We start from the raw sequence: 17,527 nt of genomic DNA, 5'->3' as shown, positions 1-17,527 counted from the left end.
ACACCCCGGTTGCCGCGACTAGCGTTCAAGGGCCTGGAGCGAGCAGCGTAGCGGTATCAGGCATATCTCGGAGGTCTGCGTGCCTGCGTCGCAAATCACCACCACGAAGGACGGCCGCTTCGGCTACGAGGCATCGGGGGCGCCCGAGCGGCAGACCGTGGTGTTCCTGCACGGCATCGGCGGCGCGGCACGCGCCTGGCGCGGTCAGCTCGACTATTTCGGCGAGCGCCGCCATGCGGTGGCCTGGGACATGCCAGGCTATGGCCAATCCGCCCGGCTCGAGACGGCCAGCATCACCACGCTCGCCGCTGCGCTTCAAGATTTCCTGAGCCAGATCGGCGCCAAGCAGCCGATCCTCGTTGGTCATTCCATCGGCGGGATGATCGTACAGGAATGGTTGACGACGCATCCGCATGCCGCGTCGGCCGTGGTGTTGGCTCAGACCAGCCCGGCCTTCGGCAAGGCCGACGGCGACTGGCAGAAGTCGTTCATCGAGGCACGTCTCGGACCGCTCGATCGGGGCGCGACGATGGCGTCGCTGGCGCCGGACCTGGTCAAGGAGTTGGTCGGCGACGATCCCGATCCGCATGGCCTTGAAATTGCAACCTCCTGCATGGCCGGCGTACCCGAGGCAAGCTATCGCGCCAGCATGCTGGCCCTACTCGGTTTCGACCGGCGACAAGCCTTGAAGGACATCAAGGTGCCGACGCTGGTGCTCTCGGGCTCGAAGGATCGCAACGCGCCGGCGCCGATGATGGAGAAGATGGCGAGCTTCATTCCCTCGTCGGACTACGTCGAACTTCAGGGCGCCGGCCATCTCGTCAATCTCGAACGGCCCGGCGAGTTCAACGCCGCACTCGATACGTTCCTGACGACACATGCAACACCAGCGACAGCGGAGAGATGATGACGATCCCGGTCCAGAAGACGGCGATGGCCTCCGGCGAAGCCCTCGATGCGCCGATGTTCGATCCGGCCGCATATCGGCTCACGGCCGAGCAGGCCGACATCATCACACGGGCCCGGGAACTCGGGCAGAGCGTGCTGGCGGGCCGCGCCGCGACCTGGGATCGCGAGGCGAGCTTTCCGACTGAGAACTACAAGGACCTGCATCGCGCGGGCCTGCTCGGCATCTCCGTTCCCAAGGCTCTCGGCGGCCTCGGTGCGGGCTACCAGACCTACGCACTCACCGCCGCCGAGATCGGTCGCTATTGCGGCGCCACGGCGCTGACCTGGAACATGCACGTTTGCTCGACCTTATGGTCCGGACCGCTCGCCGACGATCTCGACATGGACGAGGACGTCCGCGCCGAGCACGAGCGGCGGCGCGCGATCCACTACAAGCGCATCGTCGACGACGGCGCGATCTATTCGCAGCCCTTCTCGGAGGGTGGCGCGGCGGCAGCGGGCGGCGTCGCGTTCGGTACTGAGGCCAAGCCGGTCAAGGGCGGCTGGCTGGTCAACGGCAAGAAGATCTTCGCCTCGCTCGCCGGACACGCGGACTATTATGGTGTGCTATGCACCGAGGTCAGCGAGGGCGAGAAGGCGTCCCGCCGCAACACGCTCTATCTCGCGGTGCCGGCGAAAACGGAGGGCGTCTCTGTCGTCGGCGACTGGGATCCGCTGGGCATGCGCGGCACGGTGTCACGCACGCTGCTTTTCAAGGATGTCTTCGTCGAGGAGGACGCCGCCTTGATGCCGCGCGGCGTCTATTTCCAGGCGGCGATGCGCTGGCCGCACATGTTCATGACGTTGTCGCCGACCTATATGGGGCTTGCGCAGGCTGCGTATGACTTCACCGTCAGATATCTGCGCGGCGAGGTGCCGGGCATGCCGCCGGTCAAGCGGCGGATGTACCCGACCAAGCAGATCGCGGTCGCGCAGATGCAGATCAAGCTGGAGCAGATCAAGGGAATCTGGTTCCAGGCCGTCACCGAGGCGCGAGCCAATCCGAGCAAGGAGCAGGTGCTGCGCGCCTATGCGGCGCAGTACTCGGTGATGGAGGGCGCCAATGATCTGGCGGCGCTCGCCATCCGCACATGCGGCGGACAATCGATGCTGAAGACGCTGCCGCTGGAGCGCATCTATCGCGACAGCCGCTGCGGCTCCCTGATGCTGCCCTGGACCGCGGAATTGTGCCTCGACCGCATCGGCCGCGAGGCACTGTACGAGCCCGGCGAGACGGACGACTGAGCGTGGACCTCTGCAGCCTGATCGAGCGCAACGCGGCGTTCACGCCGGACAAGCCGGCGATCCACTTCGAAGGCAGGCCGCTGAGCTATGCCGATTTCAGCGAGCGCATAGCGCGGACAGCGCGGGCGCTGAAATCCGAGTTCAGCGTCGGACGCGGCGACCGCGTCGCGATTTTGAGCCTCAACCGGCCGGACTATCTGGTCTTGCTCTATGCCTGTGCGCGACTCGGCGCGATCCTGGTGCCGCTGAACTGGCGGCTGGCGGTGGCCGAGCAGGTCTTCATTCTCTCGGATGCTGCCGCCAAGGTGCTGGTGCTGGAGCAGGCCTTTGCGTCGGTGCTGCCGGCGCTCGCCGAGAGCCATCCGGAGACCGTGCCGGTCGGCATCGACTTTGCGCCGTCGAGCGGATTGCAGATCGACGATCTGCTGGGCCGCGGTCACGGCGATGATCGCAACCCGCACATCGACCTCTCCTGCCCGCTGCTGATCGTCTACACCTCGGGCACCACGGGCCGGCCGAAGGGCGCGGTGCTGCGCCAGGAGGCGTTGCTGTGGAATGGGGTGATGAGCCAGCACATGCATGGCCTCACCTCCGACGATCACGTGCTGACGGTGCTGCCGCTGTTCCACGTCGGCGGCCTCAACATCCAGACTACGCCGGCGCTGCATCACGGCGCCACCGTTACGCTGCACGCCCGCTTCACGCCGGATTCGACACTGGCGGCGATCGTCAACGAACGGCCGACGTTGACCGTGCTGGTGCCGGCAACCATCCAGGCCGTCACCGAGCATCCCGATTGGAATGCGACGGACCTGTCCTCGCTCAGGGCTGTTGCGACCGGATCGAGCATCGTGCCGCCGGCGCTGATCGAACGCATCACCGCACGCGGCGTGCCGGTGCTGCAGGTCTATGGCTCGACCGAGACCTGCCCGATCGCGATCTACACACGGCTCGGCGGCGACCTCTCGCGCGCAGGCTCGACCGGCCTGCCCGGGCTGTGCTGCGAAGCCAAGATCATCGACAAGGACGGCGACGAGCTTTCGGCGGGCAAAGCGGGCGAGATCGCCGTGCGCGGGCCCAATCTGTTCTTCGAATATTGGGGCAACGCCAAAGCCACGCAGCAGGCGATCCATGACGGCTGGTACCGCACCGGCGACATCGCCCAGCGCGATGCCGAGGGGTACTTCTTCGTGCTCGAGCGCAAGAACAACATGATCATCTCCGGCGGCGAAAACGTCTACCCAGCCGAGATCGAGCGCGTGCTCGGCGAGCATCCCGACGTCGTCGAATGCGGCGTGATCGGCCGGCCCGATCCGCGCTGGGACGAAGTGCCCGTCGCCTTCGTGGTCAAGCGCCAGGGTTGTGCGCTCGACGCGGAGACCTTGCGGGCGCATCTGCAGTCGCAGCTCGCGCGCTTCAAGGTGCCGCGCGACATCGTGTTCGTCGACGACCTGCCGCGCACTGCGCTCGGCAAGGTGCAGCACCATCTGCTGCGCCAGATCGATGGCCCCAAATGATCGGCATGGAGACGCGCTCTTGAAAATTGCAGTGCTCGGCGGCGGCAATGGCTCCTTTGCGGCGGCAGGCGATTTCGCGCTCGGAGGTCACGAGGTCCGTCTGTGGCGCCGCGATGCGGACGCTGTCGCGCAGCATCAAATGGCGGGCTCGTCGATCATCGTCAAGGACGTCAATGGCCGGCATGAGGCCAGGCTGGCGCTGGTCACGACGGATATCGGCGAGGCCGTCTATGGCGCCGAGCTGATCCTCTGCCCGGCACCGGCCTTCGCGCAGGCAGCCATCGCGCACCAACTTGCGCCGCATCTCGTCGACGGTCAGGTCGTATTCCTGCCGCCGGCGACCTTCGGCACGATGATCTTCGCGGCGGCCGCGCGTGATGCCGGCAATGAAGCCAACGTCAGCTACGCCGAGACCGGCACGCTGCCCTGGCTGACGCGCAAGCACGGCCCGTTCGAGGTCGCGATCACCATCCGGGCCAAGCGGCTCCCGGTCGGCGTGTTTCCTTCGAAGACGGCCGAGCATGCACTAGCTGTGATCGGCCGCGCCTTCCCCGGCGTGATCGAGCCCTGTGGTGACGCGCTGTCGGGCGCGCTGATGAATGCCGGCTGCATCATCCATCCGCCGCTGATCGTGATGAATGCAGGTCCGATCGAGCATTTCGAGCGCTGGGACATCCACAAGGAGGGCACGCAACCTTCGATCCGCCGCGTCACCGATGCGCTCGATGCGGAGCGGATTGCGGTGCGCGAAGCGCTCGGCTACGGCGCGCCGCATTTTCCGCTGGCGCATCACTACGCCAAGGAGGGCGAGATCTGGATGTACGGCCGCGGCTCGCACGACCGGCTCACCGATTCCGGCGATTGGCGCGAGCAGCTCGTGCTGACGCAGCACCGCTACATGCGCGAGGATCTCAGGCTCGGCCTGTCGTTCCTGATCTCGGCCGCCGAGCTGAGCGGCACGCCGACGCCGCTCGCCCGCGCCTTCCTGGCCATCGGCGGTGCGATCTGCGGCGAGGATTTCGTGGCAACGGGGCGCACGCTCGCCCGCCTCGGCCTTGGTGGTCTCGACCGGACCGCGCTGCAGGCGCTGCTGCGTGATGGATTTGCTCAATGAGCGCGCGCGGTCATATCGCCTGCCTCGGCGCCGGCCGCATGGGCCGCGGCATCGCCGTGGCCTTCGCCTATGCCGGCCATCCCGTGACGATGATCGACGTCAAACCGCGCACGCCGGAGGAGTTCGCCGGGCTCGAGCGCGACGCGCTCGGCGAGGTCGGCGCGACGTTCGCGACCTTGGCGCGGCTCGGGATGCTGCAAGCCGCCGATGCCGAAAAGCTGATGGGCAATATCGCCGTCGCGCCGGCCAGCGCGAGCAGCGATGTGCTGGCGCGGACGACGCTGGTGTTCGAAGGCGTGCCGGAGATCGTGGACCTCAAGCGCGAGGTGCTCGGGGCAGCGTCGCGCGCGGTCGCGCCCGACGTGATCATCGCCTCGACGACCTCGACGATCCTGGTCAACGATCTCTCCGGTGCGGTGGAGCGCCCTGAGCGCTTCCTGAATGCGCACTGGCTCAACCCGGCCTATCTGATCCCGCTGGTCGAGATCTCGCCGGGCCAGGCGACGGATCCCGATGTCACGGCGCGGCTGAAGGCGCTGCTCGAAGGCATCGGCAAGGTGCCGGTGGTCTGCGCGGCCACGCCGGGCTTCATCGTGCCGCGCATCCAGGCGCTCGCCATGAATGAGGCGGCGCGCATGGTCGGCGAAGGGGTCGCCAGCGCCGAGGAGATCGACAAGGCGATCCGCTACGGCTTCGGCTTCCGCTACGCCGTGCTCGGCCTGCTCGAATTCATCGACTGGGGCGGCGGCGACATCCTCTACTACGCCAGCCGCTACCTCGAAGGCGCGCTCCACAGCGACCGCTATCGCGCGCCCGAGGTGATCGAGCGCAACATGGCGGAGGGCCGCATCGGCCTGCGCACCGGCGCCGGATTCCTCGATTATTCCGGTATGGATGTCGCAGCCTATCGCGAGCAGCGGCTCGGCGCGCTGGTCGACATGCTGCGGCATTTCAAGCTCGCCCGGCCGCCTGTGGTGGATTGAGGCAACGCGTATCGCCGGGCCGTAGGGTGGGCAAAGGCGCGCAGGCGACACTGCGCGCCTCATGCTGCGCTCCATCGCGCGCCGTGCCCACCATGTCGCTCCGCATGCCTGGATGCACGGTGGGCACGCAACCGCCCTGCGGGCGGCTGCTTTGCCCACCCTACAGCGGCGTCGCTGCCGGCCCTTTGCGGGTATCAACTGCAACTGCATCAACAAACTCCGCCGTCGTCCCGGCGAGCGCCGGGACCCATAACCCCAGGGAGGAGTTTGGGACGCGCGTCGACCATCTCGCAAAACAATGACTGCCGCGGAGTATGGATCCCGGGTCGGTGCCGCGATGCGCTTTGCGCGTCACGGCTTGCCCAGGACGACAATGGTGGGGGGATCGGATACACGGGTCAAACAGCGGGCGGCATGACGTCTCGTTCTCGCGGCGCATTTGCGCCCGAGCGTTGCGATCAGTTCGTCCCTCTTCAAATGCAGAGGGCGCAGGGAAGGCCAGGCGTCGGCTGACGCCTGCGGCCCGCCTGCGAAAAAGAATGCAGGCGGCAGGTACCACAGGTGCAGCCGGAAACACCCGGCCTTCCCTGCGCGACGGTCTTCACGCTTATACGCAGTCTCCCTGGTGCGCCGGGCTTGTTGGCCACCATGGCAACAATGCGCTTTAGGCGCATTGCGCTGGACACCAGCTTCGGGGTGTCAGGACGCTGCGACTTCACGTCCGCAATCGATCGTTCGTCCGCGCTCTCATGAGAGGACGCTGCGATCTCTCGCGGCCATCGCTCCCCGCCTCGCGTGTCGTGACGATCGCGCGCAACGCCCCTCCGCAGTGAGGCGGGATGGCGAGAGAGAACCATGAATTCCGAAAAATAGCAAGTAAATTATTTTTTTCGGAATACGCCCCGGGCATCTTCCGTTGCTCATCGCGGACGCTTCGCCATTTAGGGCGATCTACCCACCACGGTGACGGTGCGCTCCCCTCCCCGCAAGGGAGAGGGGAGTACACTGCCCGCTGGGCGCGTGCTCGCGAGCCACAACGAGAACTATCCGAACACGTCCTGCAGCACGCCCTCCTTGATCACGGCCACACCGTCCAGCTCGATCGTGGTGCCCATCATCGGCAGGTCGAAATGGCCAGCCGTGTAGCGGCCGGCGAATTCGTTGGCGCCGGTGGAGAACAGGAAATTGCCGGGGACGGCGCGCAACTCGGTGCCGTTGGTGTCGCGCTGGTCGTACATGGTCAGCGCCTCGTAGCGCGCGCCGGGGTTCATGCCCCAGCCGACATGCGACACCGCATAGGCCTCGCGGTCGCCCCAGGAGGCGAGATAGGAATGCATCATCGCGGCATCGGCACCCTCGCCGTCCAGCCCGGTGACGTAGTCGTCGCAGAGGGTCATCGTCACCGGTGACGTGAGATAGCGCTTGAAGGTGAGGTTGATGTCGCCGGGCGCCATCACGATGGTGCCGTTGACCGATTTGCTCCTGGGGAAGCTGACGACGATGCCGCCCGGCCAATGCGCCAGCGTGCCGGGACGGTCGGTCCAGCCCCAGACGCCGACGGTCGAGGCGCCCTCCATGATCACGTCGAGATCGGTGCCGGCCTTCGAGGTCACGCGCATCCGCTTGGTGCCGCGCAGCATCTTGGCGGCGGCGCGCACGCGCTTCTCGAGCGCAGAGTCAGGCACCATGCGCTCGAGCGCCTCGGGATGTTCGTTGGAGATCACCAGGATGCGCGCGCCGGCCTTCAGGATCTCCGGCGTCTCCACCGCATGCATCAGGCCTTCGATGGTGCAGTCGACGACGAAGCCGGCCTGCTGCAGCGCTGAGACCACCGGCCCGAGCTTGCCGATCGCCTCCGACGCACCGGTCGAGCGCACCGGCACCGGATGGCGGTTGCGCGGGGTCGGCACCACGACATGGAACGGACGCGCCCCCATCCGCAACAGCGCCAACTCCGCGAGGTGGACGTTGAGGGCGCGCGACTGCGTTTCCGACAGGATCGCGGCGGTGTCACCCGCCTTGACGGCACAGCGCTCGAAGATCTCGCAGAATGCGTCGATCCATTTCGCCTCGATGCGATCCGCCAGCATGGTCGTTCTCCCGATTGTCGTTGTGTTGTTATCAGACTGAGGGAAAGCCGCGCAGCAGATAAGCGCGCAGGCCTTGCAGCAGGGCGTTGAGAATGAGACCCAGCAGCGAGATCGTGATCAGCGGCACGAACATGTCGACAGCCTGGAAGGTGCGCGCGGCGGTCACCAGCACGTGACCGAGCCCGTCGGTCGAGGTGATCATCTCGGCCAGGAACACGACGATGCAAGAGATCACGAGGCCGATGCGGCAGCCGGTCAGGATCGACGGCATCGCCGCCGGCAGCACCACCTTCCACAGCACGTCGCGCGGCGGCGTGCCGGCCGCGAGCGCCGACCAGATCAGCTTCTGCTCGACGGTCGTCGCGCCGTAGTAGGTCGACAGCAGGATCGGAAACAGCGCGTCCGCCGCCACCAGCATGATCTTGGATTCGTGGCCGAAGCCGAGCAGCAGCAGGAACGCCGGATAGAGCGCGACCTTCGGCAGCGGCGCCAGCACGCGCACGATCGGCTTGACGGCGGCGTTGACAGGCGGGCTCACCGCGGCGGCAATTCCAAGGGAAACACCGAGCACCACGGCGATCGCAAAGCCGGCGAACAGCCGGAACAGCGTTGCCACGATGTCCTGCTGGAAGGTGACGCTGGTGAGCTGCTGGCCCATCCGCAAAAACACCTGCCCCGGCGGCGGCAGCAGGGTCGGCGGCGCATAGCCGAACGACACCAGCCCCTGCCACAGCAGCAGGACCAGCACGATCGGCGCGGCGCCAAGGAGGATGTCGTTGGAGGTGCGCGTCATGAGAAGCTCAGCGGCATGTCGAACTGCGGCTCGGACCAGCGCACCAGCCAGCGCCTGACGACCTCGAACGCCGCATCGAGGCAGATGCCCATGGCGCCGATGATGATGATCATCGCGAACACCGTGTCGTACTGGCCCATGTCGAGCGCGTTGAACAGGATGTTGCCGGCGCCGGATTGCCGCGCGATCATCTCGCTCGTCACCATCGTGATCAGCGCCAGCACGATTCCAGTGCGGCAGCCGGTGAGGATCTCCGGAAGCGCCGCGGGCAGGACAATGCGCAGCAGGCGCTCGCCGGCCGAGAGTCCCATCGCCGCGCCCGACCACAGCATCTTCTCCTCGACCGCCTTGGCGCCCTCGAAGCTGTGGTAGATCACCGGAAGGCTGACGCCGAGGAAGATCACCAGCGTCTTGGAGATGTCTCCGACGCCGAGCCACAGCATGATGATCGGCATCAGCGCCGCCTTCGGCACCGGGTAGATCAGCATCAGCAGCGGGTTGAAGAAGGCGGCGGTCGACCGGCTGCGCCCCATCAGCAACCCGAGCGGAATCGAGAACGCAAGCGCCAGCGCGAAGCCGATCGCCATCCGCCGCAGCGAGGCCAGGATGTTGATCAGGGATTCCTTGTCGGTGAGGATCGGCGGGATCGCACGCAGCGATTCCAGCGCGGTCGGAAAGCTGTCGTTCTTCAGTCCGAGCGAGGCGAGCTGCCACGCCAGCAGCAGACCGCAGCAAGCCAGCACCGGCGCGAGCGGCTTCGACAGGCCGTTCATGACGGCAGCTCGTTGTCACCGGAATCGTCGAACATGCGCTCGATGTCGACGATGTATTTCTGGTAGCGCGGGTCCAGCAGAAGCTCCTCGCGGCGTCGAGGGCGCGGCAGGTCGATGTCGATCACCTCGCGGATGCGGCCAGGCGAGCGCGACATCATCACGACCTTGTCGGACAGGAACACGGCTTCCTCGACCGAGTGGGTCACGAACAGCACCGTCTTGCGGTCGCGCTCCCAGATGTCGAGCAGGTCGTTCTGCAGCCGCGTACGCGTATGCGCGTCGAGCGCGCCGAACGGCTCGTCCATCAGCAGCACCTCCGGCCCGTAGGCCAGCGTGCGCGCCAGCGCGACGCGCTGCTTCATGCCGCCGGACAGCTCCTTGGGATAGAACTTCTCGAAGCCGGTGAGTCCGACCATGGCGAGCAAAGTCCGCGCGAGCGCCTCGGCCTTCGCCGGCTTCTTGCCCTGCTGCAGCGGACCATACATGACGTTGCCGAGCACGCTCTTCCAGGGAAACAGCGCGAACTCCTGGAACACCGGGCCGCGATCGGTGCCGGGACCGGTGATCGGCTTGCCCTTCATCTTCGCCGTGCCTTTGGTGGGGCTGACGAAGCCACCGACGATGTAGAGCAAGGTCGACTTGCCGCAGCCGGAGGGCCCGAGGATGGAGACGAAGGCGCCCTCGCCGACCGAAAGCGAAATGTCCGACAGCGCGGTGTGGTCGCGGCGCGACGACGTCTTGAACACCTGCGACACGTGATCGATCTCGATGATCGGCGTGGCCGCGCGGCGGCCGAGCGGAGTGCCCGCGAGCTGGCCGGGTCGGATCGGGGTCACGCCCATGTCGGCTTCTCTTTCCGATGCAGCACGCTTAGAGGCTCCGTGATATCAGGCATGAAGACTGCCGCAGACGATCGTTTTAAACCACATCCGCCGTCATTCCGGGGCAAGGCCGAAAGGCCTTGAACCCGGAATCTCGAGATTGCCTTGCGTCATGCTCAACAAGCTCGAGATTCCGGGTTCAATCATCGAAGCGCAACCGCTTCGCGTCTGCGCCTCGACGATTGCCCCGGAATGACGGGGACCTGGAAAGATTAGCAAGAACTCTGCCAATCGTCCCACGCGCGCCGCTCATTGCTGCTCCTGATCGAACCAGGGCCATTCGGCCGGTCCCTCATGCGTGACGGCGCCGAGCGGCGCCTGCCCGACCAATTTCGCATACTTCGCCAGCGCTCCCGCGCGGTGCCGCGGCGGCCGCTGCGTCCAGTGCTTGCGGCGCGAAGCCAGCTCAACGTCATCAAGCAGCACATCGAGCGTGCGCGCCTTGGCATCGATGCGGATCGGATCGCCGTCTTGCACCATCGCCAGCGGACCGCCGACGAAGGCTTCCGGCGAGACATAGCCGATGCACATGCCGCGGGTGGCGCCGGAGAAGCGGCCGTCGGTGATCAGCGCGACCTTCTCGCCCATGCCCTGGCCATAGATCAGCGCGGTGACGCCGAGCATCTCGCGCATCCCTGGACCGCCGACTGGACCCTCATTGCGGATGATCAGCACCTCGCCCGCCTGATAACTGCGCGCGCGGACCGCGGCGACGCAGGCCTCCTCGTCCTCGAACACCCGCGCACGGCCCTCGAACACCAGGTTCTTGAGGCCGGCAATCTTGATGACGGCGCCGTCGGGCGCGAGGTTGCCCTTGAGGACGGCCACGCCGCCATCCGCCATGATCGGCTTGGCCGGGCTGAACACGATCTCGCCGTCCGGCGGGTTGGCCGAGCCATATTCCTCGGCCAGCGTGCGGCCGGTGACAGTGATGCAGGAGCCGTCGATGTGGCCGCTCTCGATCAGCGCGCGGATCACCACGGCGGCGCCGCCGATGTCGTAGACGTCCTTCGCCGTGTACTTGCCGCCCGGCCTGAGATTGCCGATCAGCGGCGTGCGCGCGAACACCTCACCGACATCGTCGAGGGTGAAGCGGATGCCGGCCTCATTGGCGATCGCCGGCAGATGCAGCGCGGCGTTGGTGGAGCCGCCGGTAGCCGCGACGATGGCCGCCCCGTTCTCCAGCGCCTTCCGGGTCACGATGTCGCGCGGCAGCGGGCCGCCACGCGCGAGCATCTGCATGATCATGCGTCCGGCCTGCCGCGCGACGTGCGCGCGCTCGGCATAGACGCCGGGGATCATCGAGACGTTGGGCATCGACAGGCCCATCGCCTCCGACAGCATGCCCATGGTGTTGGCGGTGAACTGCCCGGCGCAGGCGCCGATCGTCGGCAGGCAGGACCGCTCGATGCCCTCGAGCGTGTCGGCATCGATCTCGCCGGTCATGTAGCTGCCGACCGCTTCATACGAGTCGAGCACCGTGAGCGTCCTGCCCCGGTACTTGCCGGGCAGCGCGCTGCCGCCATAGATGAAGATCGACGGAACGTTGCAGCGGACCATGCCCATCATGACGCCGGGCAGGGTCTTGTCGCAGCCGCCGAAGCCGATCAGCGCGTCATAGGCCAGGCCATGGACCACGGCCTCGATGGAGTCGGCAATCAGCTCGCGCGAGAACAGAGAGAACTTCATCCCCTCATGGTTCATGCTGATGCCGTCGGAGACCGAGACGGTGGCGAATTCCCGCGGCGTGCCGCCGGCTTCGGAGACGCCCGTCTTCGCCGCATCGACCTGGAAATCGTGCGTCATGTTGCAGGGCGTCTGCTCGCCCTTCTGGCTGACGACACCGATCATCGGCTTGGCGATGTCGGCATCGTCCAGCCCCATCGCGCGCATGAAGGCCCGGTGCGGAGCGCGATCGAGCCCTTCCACCGTCACACGCGATCGCAGCTTCCTCATCGACAAGGCTCCGCGTGAAGCCGCCTACTGGATCGGCGCGACGATCGTGGGATGCTTGAACTGGGCGACGTCGAGCTTCGGCAGCATGCCGGTCTCGGCGTAGATGTCGAGCATCTTCTGGATCGCCGGGAAGTTCGGCGCGGCCACCGGATCGCGGCCGAAATCATTGTCCTTCAGCAGATAGGTGTCGATCACGGCGACCGGCGCCTTCATGACCTCCGACACCACCTTCAAGGTCTCGTCGCGATTGGCGAGCGCCTTCTTCATGCCGGCGGTGATGTCGCGGACATAGGCCTTCACCAGCTCCGGGTTCTTGTCGACGAAATCGGCGCGACAGGCCTCGAGGATGTGGACGATGTTCGGCATCGCCTCGGACAGCGAGAACAGCTTGCGGGTGCCGCCCTTGGCCTCGGCGCGCGCGGCAAAGGGTTGATTCATGTTGACGGCGTCGACACGGCCCTGGCGCAGCGCATCTTCCGACACCGCGAAGCCGACTTCGACAAGCTTGATGTCCTTGGCCGGATCGAGCCCGGCCTGCTTCAGCAACATGTTGAACGGCCCTTGCGTGCCGCCGCCGATCACGGAAATGCCGACCGTCTTGCCCTTGAGATCGGCGATGGTCTTGATCGGGGAATCGTCCTTGACCGCCCAGTAGACCGAGAAGCCGCCCGGCTTCTCATAGACGTGCTGGGCGACGATGTAGGCCTTGAGGCCGCCGCCGACGACGCCGTTCGCCAGTGACAGCGGCGCTTGCGTGGCACAGTCGAGCGCGCCGGCGGCGAGCGCCTGCGTCATCGGTGCCGTTCCCTGGAACTGGGTCCATTCGATGTTGTAGGTCTTGCCGAGATCCGGAAATTCGCTCGGCCGCTTCATCATCCAGTATTTGGATTCTTCCGCCGGGATGGTCCAGCCGACGCGGATCGTCTGCTGTGCGAATGTCGGCCCCGCGCTCGTCACCAAAGCCATCGCCGCGAGTGCCGCCAGCATCGATCGTTTCCGCATCACGCCCCTCCGCCATTTCAAAAAGGAACCTCGCGGAGAATGTTTCATGTCTCAAATATCTGTGCAAGCGCGGAAAACGCCCCGCCTTTGCCTGCCCCATGGGCAAGCCCGCTTTGCAGCGCGACAAGGCCGGGTCATCGTGAAACGCCCCGCGGTCCGTGTGCCGCGGCGCGGTCGACAACGCAAGGTCGCATGCTCCAAGCTGGCGAAAGTGGCCGTTCAGCCGACTGGCGTCGCCGCGTCGCACGCGCTAGGGAGAAGCCCCGAATTGACCTTTTGAGGAGTTCTTCGATGTCGATCCAGCGTTTCGAAATTGGCCCGCGCATGAGCCAGGTCGTCGTTCACGGCAATACCGTCTATCTCGCGGGAGTCGTCGCGCAGAAGACGGCCGGTGAAAGCGTCACCAAGCAGACCGAGGAGATTCTCTCGATCATCGACGGCCACCTCGCCAAGGCCGGCACCGACAAGTCGAAGCTGTTGTCCGCGACGATCTACCTCACCGACATCAAGACCTTCGGCGAAATGAACGCCGTGTGGGATGGCTGGGTCTCGGCCGGCAATACCCCGGCGCGCGCCACGGTCGAAGCCAAGCTGGCTGCGCCGCAATACACCGTCGAGATCATGGTGATCGCGGCGAAGTAGGCGCGCTGGGTCGCCGCGCACTAGTCAGTGTCGCGGCGACCAGTATTGCGATTGAGCGGACCACGCCGCTCGCGCATGAGCCCTTCCGGAAGCACCGGCTCGGTGCCGGGCAACGGCTCGGCCCGCACGTCGGCGCCCCACTGCTCCTGCTGGCGGGGCGTCGTTTTGTCCTTGACCTGGTGCGACTGCGGCAGACCGTCCTTGCTGACGGGGTCGTAGGCGCCGGAGCGCAGGTCGCGGGTGTCTCTGCCTGTCATGATCTTTCAACAAGCGGTGTCCAGCATTCGTTCCTGATCGCCGGCATGGAACAGATGCCCTCCTGCCGCCGCAGGACCAGCCACGGTCAGGACTGCGGCCGCAGCGGCGCGCTCTCGCGGATGCCGTCGACCTTCACGGCCAGCCGTTTGATCTTGTCGTAAAGCGTCTGCTTCGGAATGCTCAGCAGCGCCGCAGTCGCCGGCACGTCGCCGAGCTTGCGGCGCAACGCATCCTCGATGATCGAGCGCTCGATGTTCTCCAGCTGCCGTGGCAGCGACAGCTCCGAGGCCGCGGCGCCCGAGCGGTCGAGGACCTTGCGGTCGAGCACACCGAGCACGAAGCGGTCGGCGACGTTGCGCAGCTCGCGCACGTTGCCCGGCCATGAGTAGCCGAGCAGCAGCGACATGGTCTGCTCGTTCACGATCGGCGCGTCGCGCTCGAACCGCTTGGCAGCCTCGAGGGTGAAGTGCTCGAACAGGATCGGGATGTCCTCGCGGCGTTCGCGCAACGGAGGCAGCTCGATGAACGCGACGCCGAGACGATAATACAGATCGGCGCGGAACAGCTTCTGCTCGCTGAGCTCGAACAGATTGGCCTTGCTGGCCGCCACCACGCGGCAATCCACCGCCACAGGCTTGTTGGAGCCGACGCGCTCGACCGAGCGGTCCTGCAACGCCCGCAGCAGCTTCACCTGCACGCTGAGCGGCATGCTCTCGATTTCGTCGAGGAACAGCGTGCCGCCATGGGCATATTCGATCTTGCCGATCCGCTGCTTGGTCGCGCCGGTGAAGGCGCCGGCCTCGTGGCCGAACAATTCGCTCTCGACCAGCGACTCCGGCAGGCCGCCGCAATTCACCGCGACATAGTTGCCGCCGCGCCGGGCGCTGTGAGCGTGCAGGCAGCGGGCGACGACGTCCTTGCCGGTGCCGGTCTCGCCATAGATCGTCACGTCGACATTGGTCGAGGCCAGGGTCGAGACCAGGCGGCGCACCTCCTGGATCTGCGGCGAGCGCCCGAGCAGGCTCGCCTCGATGCCCTGGCGGTCGGCGAGCGCCGAACGCAGCGCGCGGACTTCGAGCGTCAGGCGGCGCTTGTCGAGCGCGCGGCGAACGACGGAGACGAGTTGCTCCGACGAGCACGGCTTCTCGATGAAGTCATAGGCGCCGTTGCGCATCGCTTCCACGGCCATCGAGATATCGCCGTGTCCGGTGACCAGGATGACCGGCAGGTCCGGATCGAGCCGGTGCAGCTCGGACAGCCACTCGGTGCCGCTCTTGCCGCGCAGCCGCACGTCGGAGACCACCACGAACGGCATGTCGGCGCGAACGGTCGTGCCTGCGGCTTCGGCGGAGGCGAACGGCGTGACCGAGAGCCCGGCGAGCTGCAGCGCCTGGACTGCGCCGATGCGGACATCCTCGTCGTCCTCGACATAGATCACGCCGACCGGTTGCTCAGGAGTCATGCGGGAACCTCTTCAATCGGCAAGCGGCAGCAGCACAATGAACTCGGCGCCGGACGGCTCGAGATTCCGCGCCCGCAGCTCGCCGCCGAACGACCGCGCGATGTGATTGGCGATCACGAGCCCAAGTCCGAGACCCTTGCCGGCCGGCTTGGTCGTCACGAAGGGCTCGAACAGGCGCGGCAGGACATCGGCGGCGATCGCTGGGCCGCTGTTGGCGATGGTGATGCGGCACTGGCCCTCCTCACGCACGGCGCGGATGTGGATGGACTTCCGCGCGGCGCCCTCGACGGCATCGAGCGCGTTGGCGATGATGTTGCAGAGCAGTTGCTCGAGCCGGATCTGATCGGCCCTGACATGAAGCTCGGGCGCGAGATCTATGGTGACGTCGACATTGCCGTCCTTCACCCGCGCGCCGAGGATCTTGAGCGTCTCGGACAGCGCCTGCTCGACCGAGACGGCATCGAGCGGCGCGTTCGATTTGTAGGCGAACACGCGCAGCTGGCCGGTCAGGCGCGCCAGCCGGCGGACCAACTCGCCGATGCGGATGAGATTGCCGCGGGCCTCGCCGATCATGCCGCGATCGACGAATTGCACGGCATTGTCGGAGGCGGTCTGCAGCGCCGCCAGCGGCTGGTTGATCTCGTGCACCATGCCGGCCGACATCTGGCCGAGCACGGCGAGCTTGCCGGCATGGACGAGTTCGTCCTGCGCGGCGCGCAATTCGGCGGTGCGCTCCTGCACCCGCATTTCCAGCCTGTCATTGGCGGCCTGCAGCGCGGCCTGGCTCGCCAGCCGCTGCCGGATCTCGCGGCGTCGCTGCGCCAGCAGGCCGAACGCCAGCAGCGCCACGATGCTGGCGAGACCCGAGAGCGTGCCGATGATCAAGGCCGTCCGCCGGATCGGCGCCTCGTCGTCGAGCAGCAGCAGCTGCCATTGTCGCCCGTTGAGCGGACGCTCGTCGACGCTGTAGACCGCGCCGCGCTCGGTCGCGACCTGGCCGCCGCGATCGGTCCTCTCCATGAAGCTCCAGCCGAGCGGCGCGAGGCTGGAGCTGCCATAGGGCTTGGACGTCGCGATCTCCTCGAGCGCGTCGACCGAGAGCGGCGTCAGCGGGCGGAAACGCCATTCCTCGCGCGAGGCGAGAATGGTGACGCCGCGGGCGTCGACCAGCAGCATGTCGGCACCGCGGTTGCGCCATTCGCGCTCGAAGGCATCGAGATTGACCTTGACGACGGCGACGCCGATCGTCCGTCCCTCTTGCTTGACGGCATAGGACAGGTAATAGCCGGCGCGCGCGCTGGTGATACCGATGCCGAAGAACACGCCGCGGCCGGTCGCGAGCGCCTGGCGCATATAGGGGCGGTAGGACAGGTTGCTGCCGACCGGCGTCCCCGGCTGATCGAAGTCGGCGGCGGCGATCGCATCACCGGCGACGGTCAGGACATAGAGGTTGTCGGCGCCGGCCAGCAGATTGATCGACTTCAGATGCAGGCTGACGCTCTGCTGCAGCGCGCGATCGTCCGGCGTGCCGAGCAGCCGGAAGACATCGGGCGAGGTCTCCAGCAGCGAGGGCAGATATTCGAAGCGCGAGAGGTAGCCGTCGAGCTGCGCGGCCTCGACCGCCAGCCGCTGCTGGGCCGCGGCGTGCCGCTGATCGAGCCCGCGGGAAAAGGCAATGGCATAGCCGAGCCATGCCGCGACGCCGACCAGCGCAGCCGCCATCACTCCGCGAGCGACCCAGCCCACGCGCCTGCGGACCACCGCGGTGACGTCGGGATGTCCCTCGAGGCCGATCCGGAATGGAAGGTCCGTCATTCCCTTTTCCAGGCCCATCACTTCCCAGGCCCGTGTACCGGGCCGCGG

General features: G+C 66.6%; 15 protein-coding genes. 6 read left to right on the top strand and 9 right to left on the bottom strand.

The features are described 5' to 3' along the window. The first annotated feature begins 79 nt into the window (after positions 1-79). The 5 genes from QX121_RS18545 to QX121_RS18525 are packed head-to-tail and all read left to right on the top strand — an operon-like array spanning position 80 to position 5,807. A complete protein-coding gene (locus tag QX121_RS18545) occupies positions 80-907 on the top strand; it encodes an alpha/beta hydrolase (protein ID WP_315812704.1) in 828 nt (275 codons plus the stop codon). Further along, on the top strand, positions 907-2,193 hold the full coding sequence (locus QX121_RS18540; protein ID WP_315776321.1) for an acyl-CoA dehydrogenase family protein: 1,287 nt from the start codon (positions 907-909) through the stop codon (positions 2,191-2,193). Before QX121_RS18545 ends, QX121_RS18540 begins: the two co-directional genes overlap by 1 nt. A gap of 2 nt (positions 2,194-2,195) precedes the next feature. Further along, positions 2,196-3,710, top strand: coding sequence for a long-chain fatty acid--CoA ligase (locus tag QX121_RS18535; RefSeq protein ID WP_315812703.1), 1,515 nt, complete (start codon positions 2,196-2,198; stop codon positions 3,708-3,710). A 19-nt stretch (positions 3,711-3,729) separates the two neighbouring features. Then, positions 3,730-4,824, top strand: a complete 1,095-nt coding sequence (locus QX121_RS18530) for an NAD/NADP octopine/nopaline dehydrogenase family protein (RefSeq protein ID WP_315812702.1) — start codon at positions 3,730-3,732, stop codon at positions 4,822-4,824. Beyond that, a complete protein-coding gene (locus QX121_RS18525; RefSeq protein ID WP_315812701.1) occupies positions 4,821-5,807 on the top strand; it encodes a 3-hydroxybutyryl-CoA dehydrogenase in 987 nt (328 codons plus the stop codon). The genes QX121_RS18530 and QX121_RS18525 overlap by 4 nt, the downstream gene beginning before the upstream one ends. Positions 5,808-6,850: 1,043 nt before the next feature. Here QX121_RS18525 and QX121_RS18520 read toward each other — a convergent pair. The 6 genes from QX121_RS18520 to QX121_RS18495 all read right to left on the bottom strand — a co-directional run bounded on the left by QX121_RS18520 (position 6,851) and on the right by QX121_RS18495 (position 13,302). Continuing rightward, on the bottom strand, positions 6,851-7,897 hold the full coding sequence (locus QX121_RS18520) for a peptidase M29 (RefSeq protein ID WP_315812700.1): 1,047 nt from the start codon (positions 7,895-7,897) through the stop codon (positions 6,851-6,853). A 31-nt stretch (positions 7,898-7,928) separates the two neighbouring features. Beyond that, positions 7,929-8,690, bottom strand: coding sequence for an ABC transporter permease (locus tag QX121_RS18515; RefSeq protein ID WP_315812699.1), 762 nt, complete (start codon positions 8,688-8,690; stop codon positions 7,929-7,931). Beyond that, complete coding sequence (locus tag QX121_RS18510; protein ID WP_315812698.1) at positions 8,687-9,463, bottom strand: ABC transporter permease; 777 nt, start codon at positions 9,461-9,463, stop codon at positions 8,687-8,689. Before QX121_RS18510 ends, QX121_RS18515 begins: the two co-directional genes overlap by 4 nt. Continuing rightward, the gene (locus QX121_RS18505) at positions 9,460-10,305 is read right to left on the bottom strand and encodes an ABC transporter ATP-binding protein (protein ID WP_315782577.1); all 846 of its coding nucleotides are present in this window, start codon (positions 10,303-10,305) and stop codon (positions 9,460-9,462) included. Before QX121_RS18505 ends, QX121_RS18510 begins: the two co-directional genes overlap by 4 nt. Before the next feature lie 288 nt (positions 10,306-10,593). Further along, positions 10,594-12,300: a dihydroxy-acid dehydratase gene (gene ilvD, locus QX121_RS18500; protein ID WP_315812697.1), complete on the bottom strand. Its 1,707-nt coding sequence runs from the start codon at positions 12,298-12,300 to the stop codon at positions 10,594-10,596. Between the two features lie 24 nt (positions 12,301-12,324). Next, on the bottom strand, positions 12,325-13,302 hold the full coding sequence (locus QX121_RS18495; RefSeq protein ID WP_315812696.1) for an ABC transporter substrate-binding protein: 978 nt from the start codon (positions 13,300-13,302) through the stop codon (positions 12,325-12,327). A 291-nt stretch (positions 13,303-13,593) separates the two neighbouring features. Here QX121_RS18495 and QX121_RS18490 point away from each other — a divergent pair, with 291 nt between their 5' ends. Continuing rightward, positions 13,594-13,944 carry a RidA family protein gene (locus tag QX121_RS18490; protein ID WP_315741101.1) on the top strand — a complete coding sequence of 117 codons (351 nt, stop codon included), beginning with the start codon at positions 13,594-13,596 and terminating at the stop codon, positions 13,942-13,944. 20 nt (positions 13,945-13,964) lie between these two features. Here the strand turns inward: QX121_RS18490 and QX121_RS18485 are convergent, their stop codons facing one another. The 3 genes from QX121_RS18485 to QX121_RS18475 all read right to left on the bottom strand — a co-directional run bounded on the left by QX121_RS18485 (position 13,965) and on the right by QX121_RS18475 (position 17,479). Then, entirely contained in the window at positions 13,965-14,201 is a 237-nt protein-coding gene (locus QX121_RS18485) for a hypothetical protein (RefSeq protein ID WP_315741100.1), read from the bottom strand. A gap of 86 nt (positions 14,202-14,287) precedes the next feature. After that, positions 14,288-15,664: a sigma-54 dependent transcriptional regulator gene (locus QX121_RS18480; protein WP_315812695.1), complete on the bottom strand. Its 1,377-nt coding sequence runs from the start codon at positions 15,662-15,664 to the stop codon at positions 14,288-14,290. 12 nt (positions 15,665-15,676) lie between these two features. Continuing rightward, positions 15,677-17,479 (bottom strand): ATP-binding protein, encoded by a 1,803-nt coding sequence (locus tag QX121_RS18475; RefSeq protein ID WP_315776315.1) that lies wholly within the window; start codon positions 17,477-17,479, stop codon positions 15,677-15,679. Between the last annotated feature and the right edge of the window lie 48 nt (positions 17,480-17,527).

It is taken from the genome of Bradyrhizobium sp. SZCCHNR2028, assembly GCF_032380995.1.
GTDB lineage: Bacteria > Pseudomonadota > Alphaproteobacteria > Rhizobiales > Xanthobacteraceae > Bradyrhizobium.
Note: the sequence above shows the minus strand (reverse complement) of the source record. Positions and strands in the feature narration are given on the sequence as shown.

Bases quoted from the DNA above. Each gene is read 5' to 3' on its own strand.
- QX121_RS18540 (WP_315776321.1), top strand. From the start codon at position 907: ATGACGATCCCGGTCCAGAAGACGGCGATGGCCTCCGGCGAAGCCCTC.
- QX121_RS18525 (WP_315812701.1), top strand. From the start codon at position 4,821: ATGAGCGCGCGCGGTCATATCGCCTGCCTCGGCGCCGGCCGCATGGGC.
- QX121_RS18520 (WP_315812700.1), bottom strand. From the start codon at position 7,897: ATGCTGGCGGATCGCATCGAGGCGAAATGGATCGACGCATTCTGCGAG.
- QX121_RS18515 (WP_315812699.1), bottom strand. From the start codon at position 8,690: ATGACGCGCACCTCCAACGACATCCTCCTTGGCGCCGCGCCGATCGTG.
- QX121_RS18510 (WP_315812698.1), bottom strand. From the start codon at position 9,463: ATGAACGGCCTGTCGAAGCCGCTCGCGCCGGTGCTGGCTTGCTGCGGT.
- QX121_RS18505 (WP_315782577.1), bottom strand. From the start codon at position 10,305: ATGGGCGTGACCCCGATCCGACCCGGCCAGCTCGCGGGCACTCCGCTC.
- ilvD (WP_315812697.1), bottom strand. From the start codon at position 12,300: ATGAGGAAGCTGCGATCGCGTGTGACGGTGGAAGGGCTCGATCGCGCT.
- QX121_RS18495 (WP_315812696.1), bottom strand. From the start codon at position 13,302: ATGCGGAAACGATCGATGCTGGCGGCACTCGCGGCGATGGCTTTGGTG.
- QX121_RS18490 (WP_315741101.1), top strand. From the start codon at position 13,594: ATGTCGATCCAGCGTTTCGAAATTGGCCCGCGCATGAGCCAGGTCGTC.
- QX121_RS18485 (WP_315741100.1), bottom strand. From the start codon at position 14,201: ATGACAGGCAGAGACACCCGCGACCTGCGCTCCGGCGCCTACGACCCC.
- QX121_RS18480 (WP_315812695.1), bottom strand. From the start codon at position 15,664: ATGACTCCTGAGCAACCGGTCGGCGTGATCTATGTCGAGGACGACGAG.
- QX121_RS18475 (WP_315776315.1), bottom strand. From the start codon at position 17,479: ATGACGGACCTTCCATTCCGGATCGGCCTCGAGGGACATCCCGACGTC.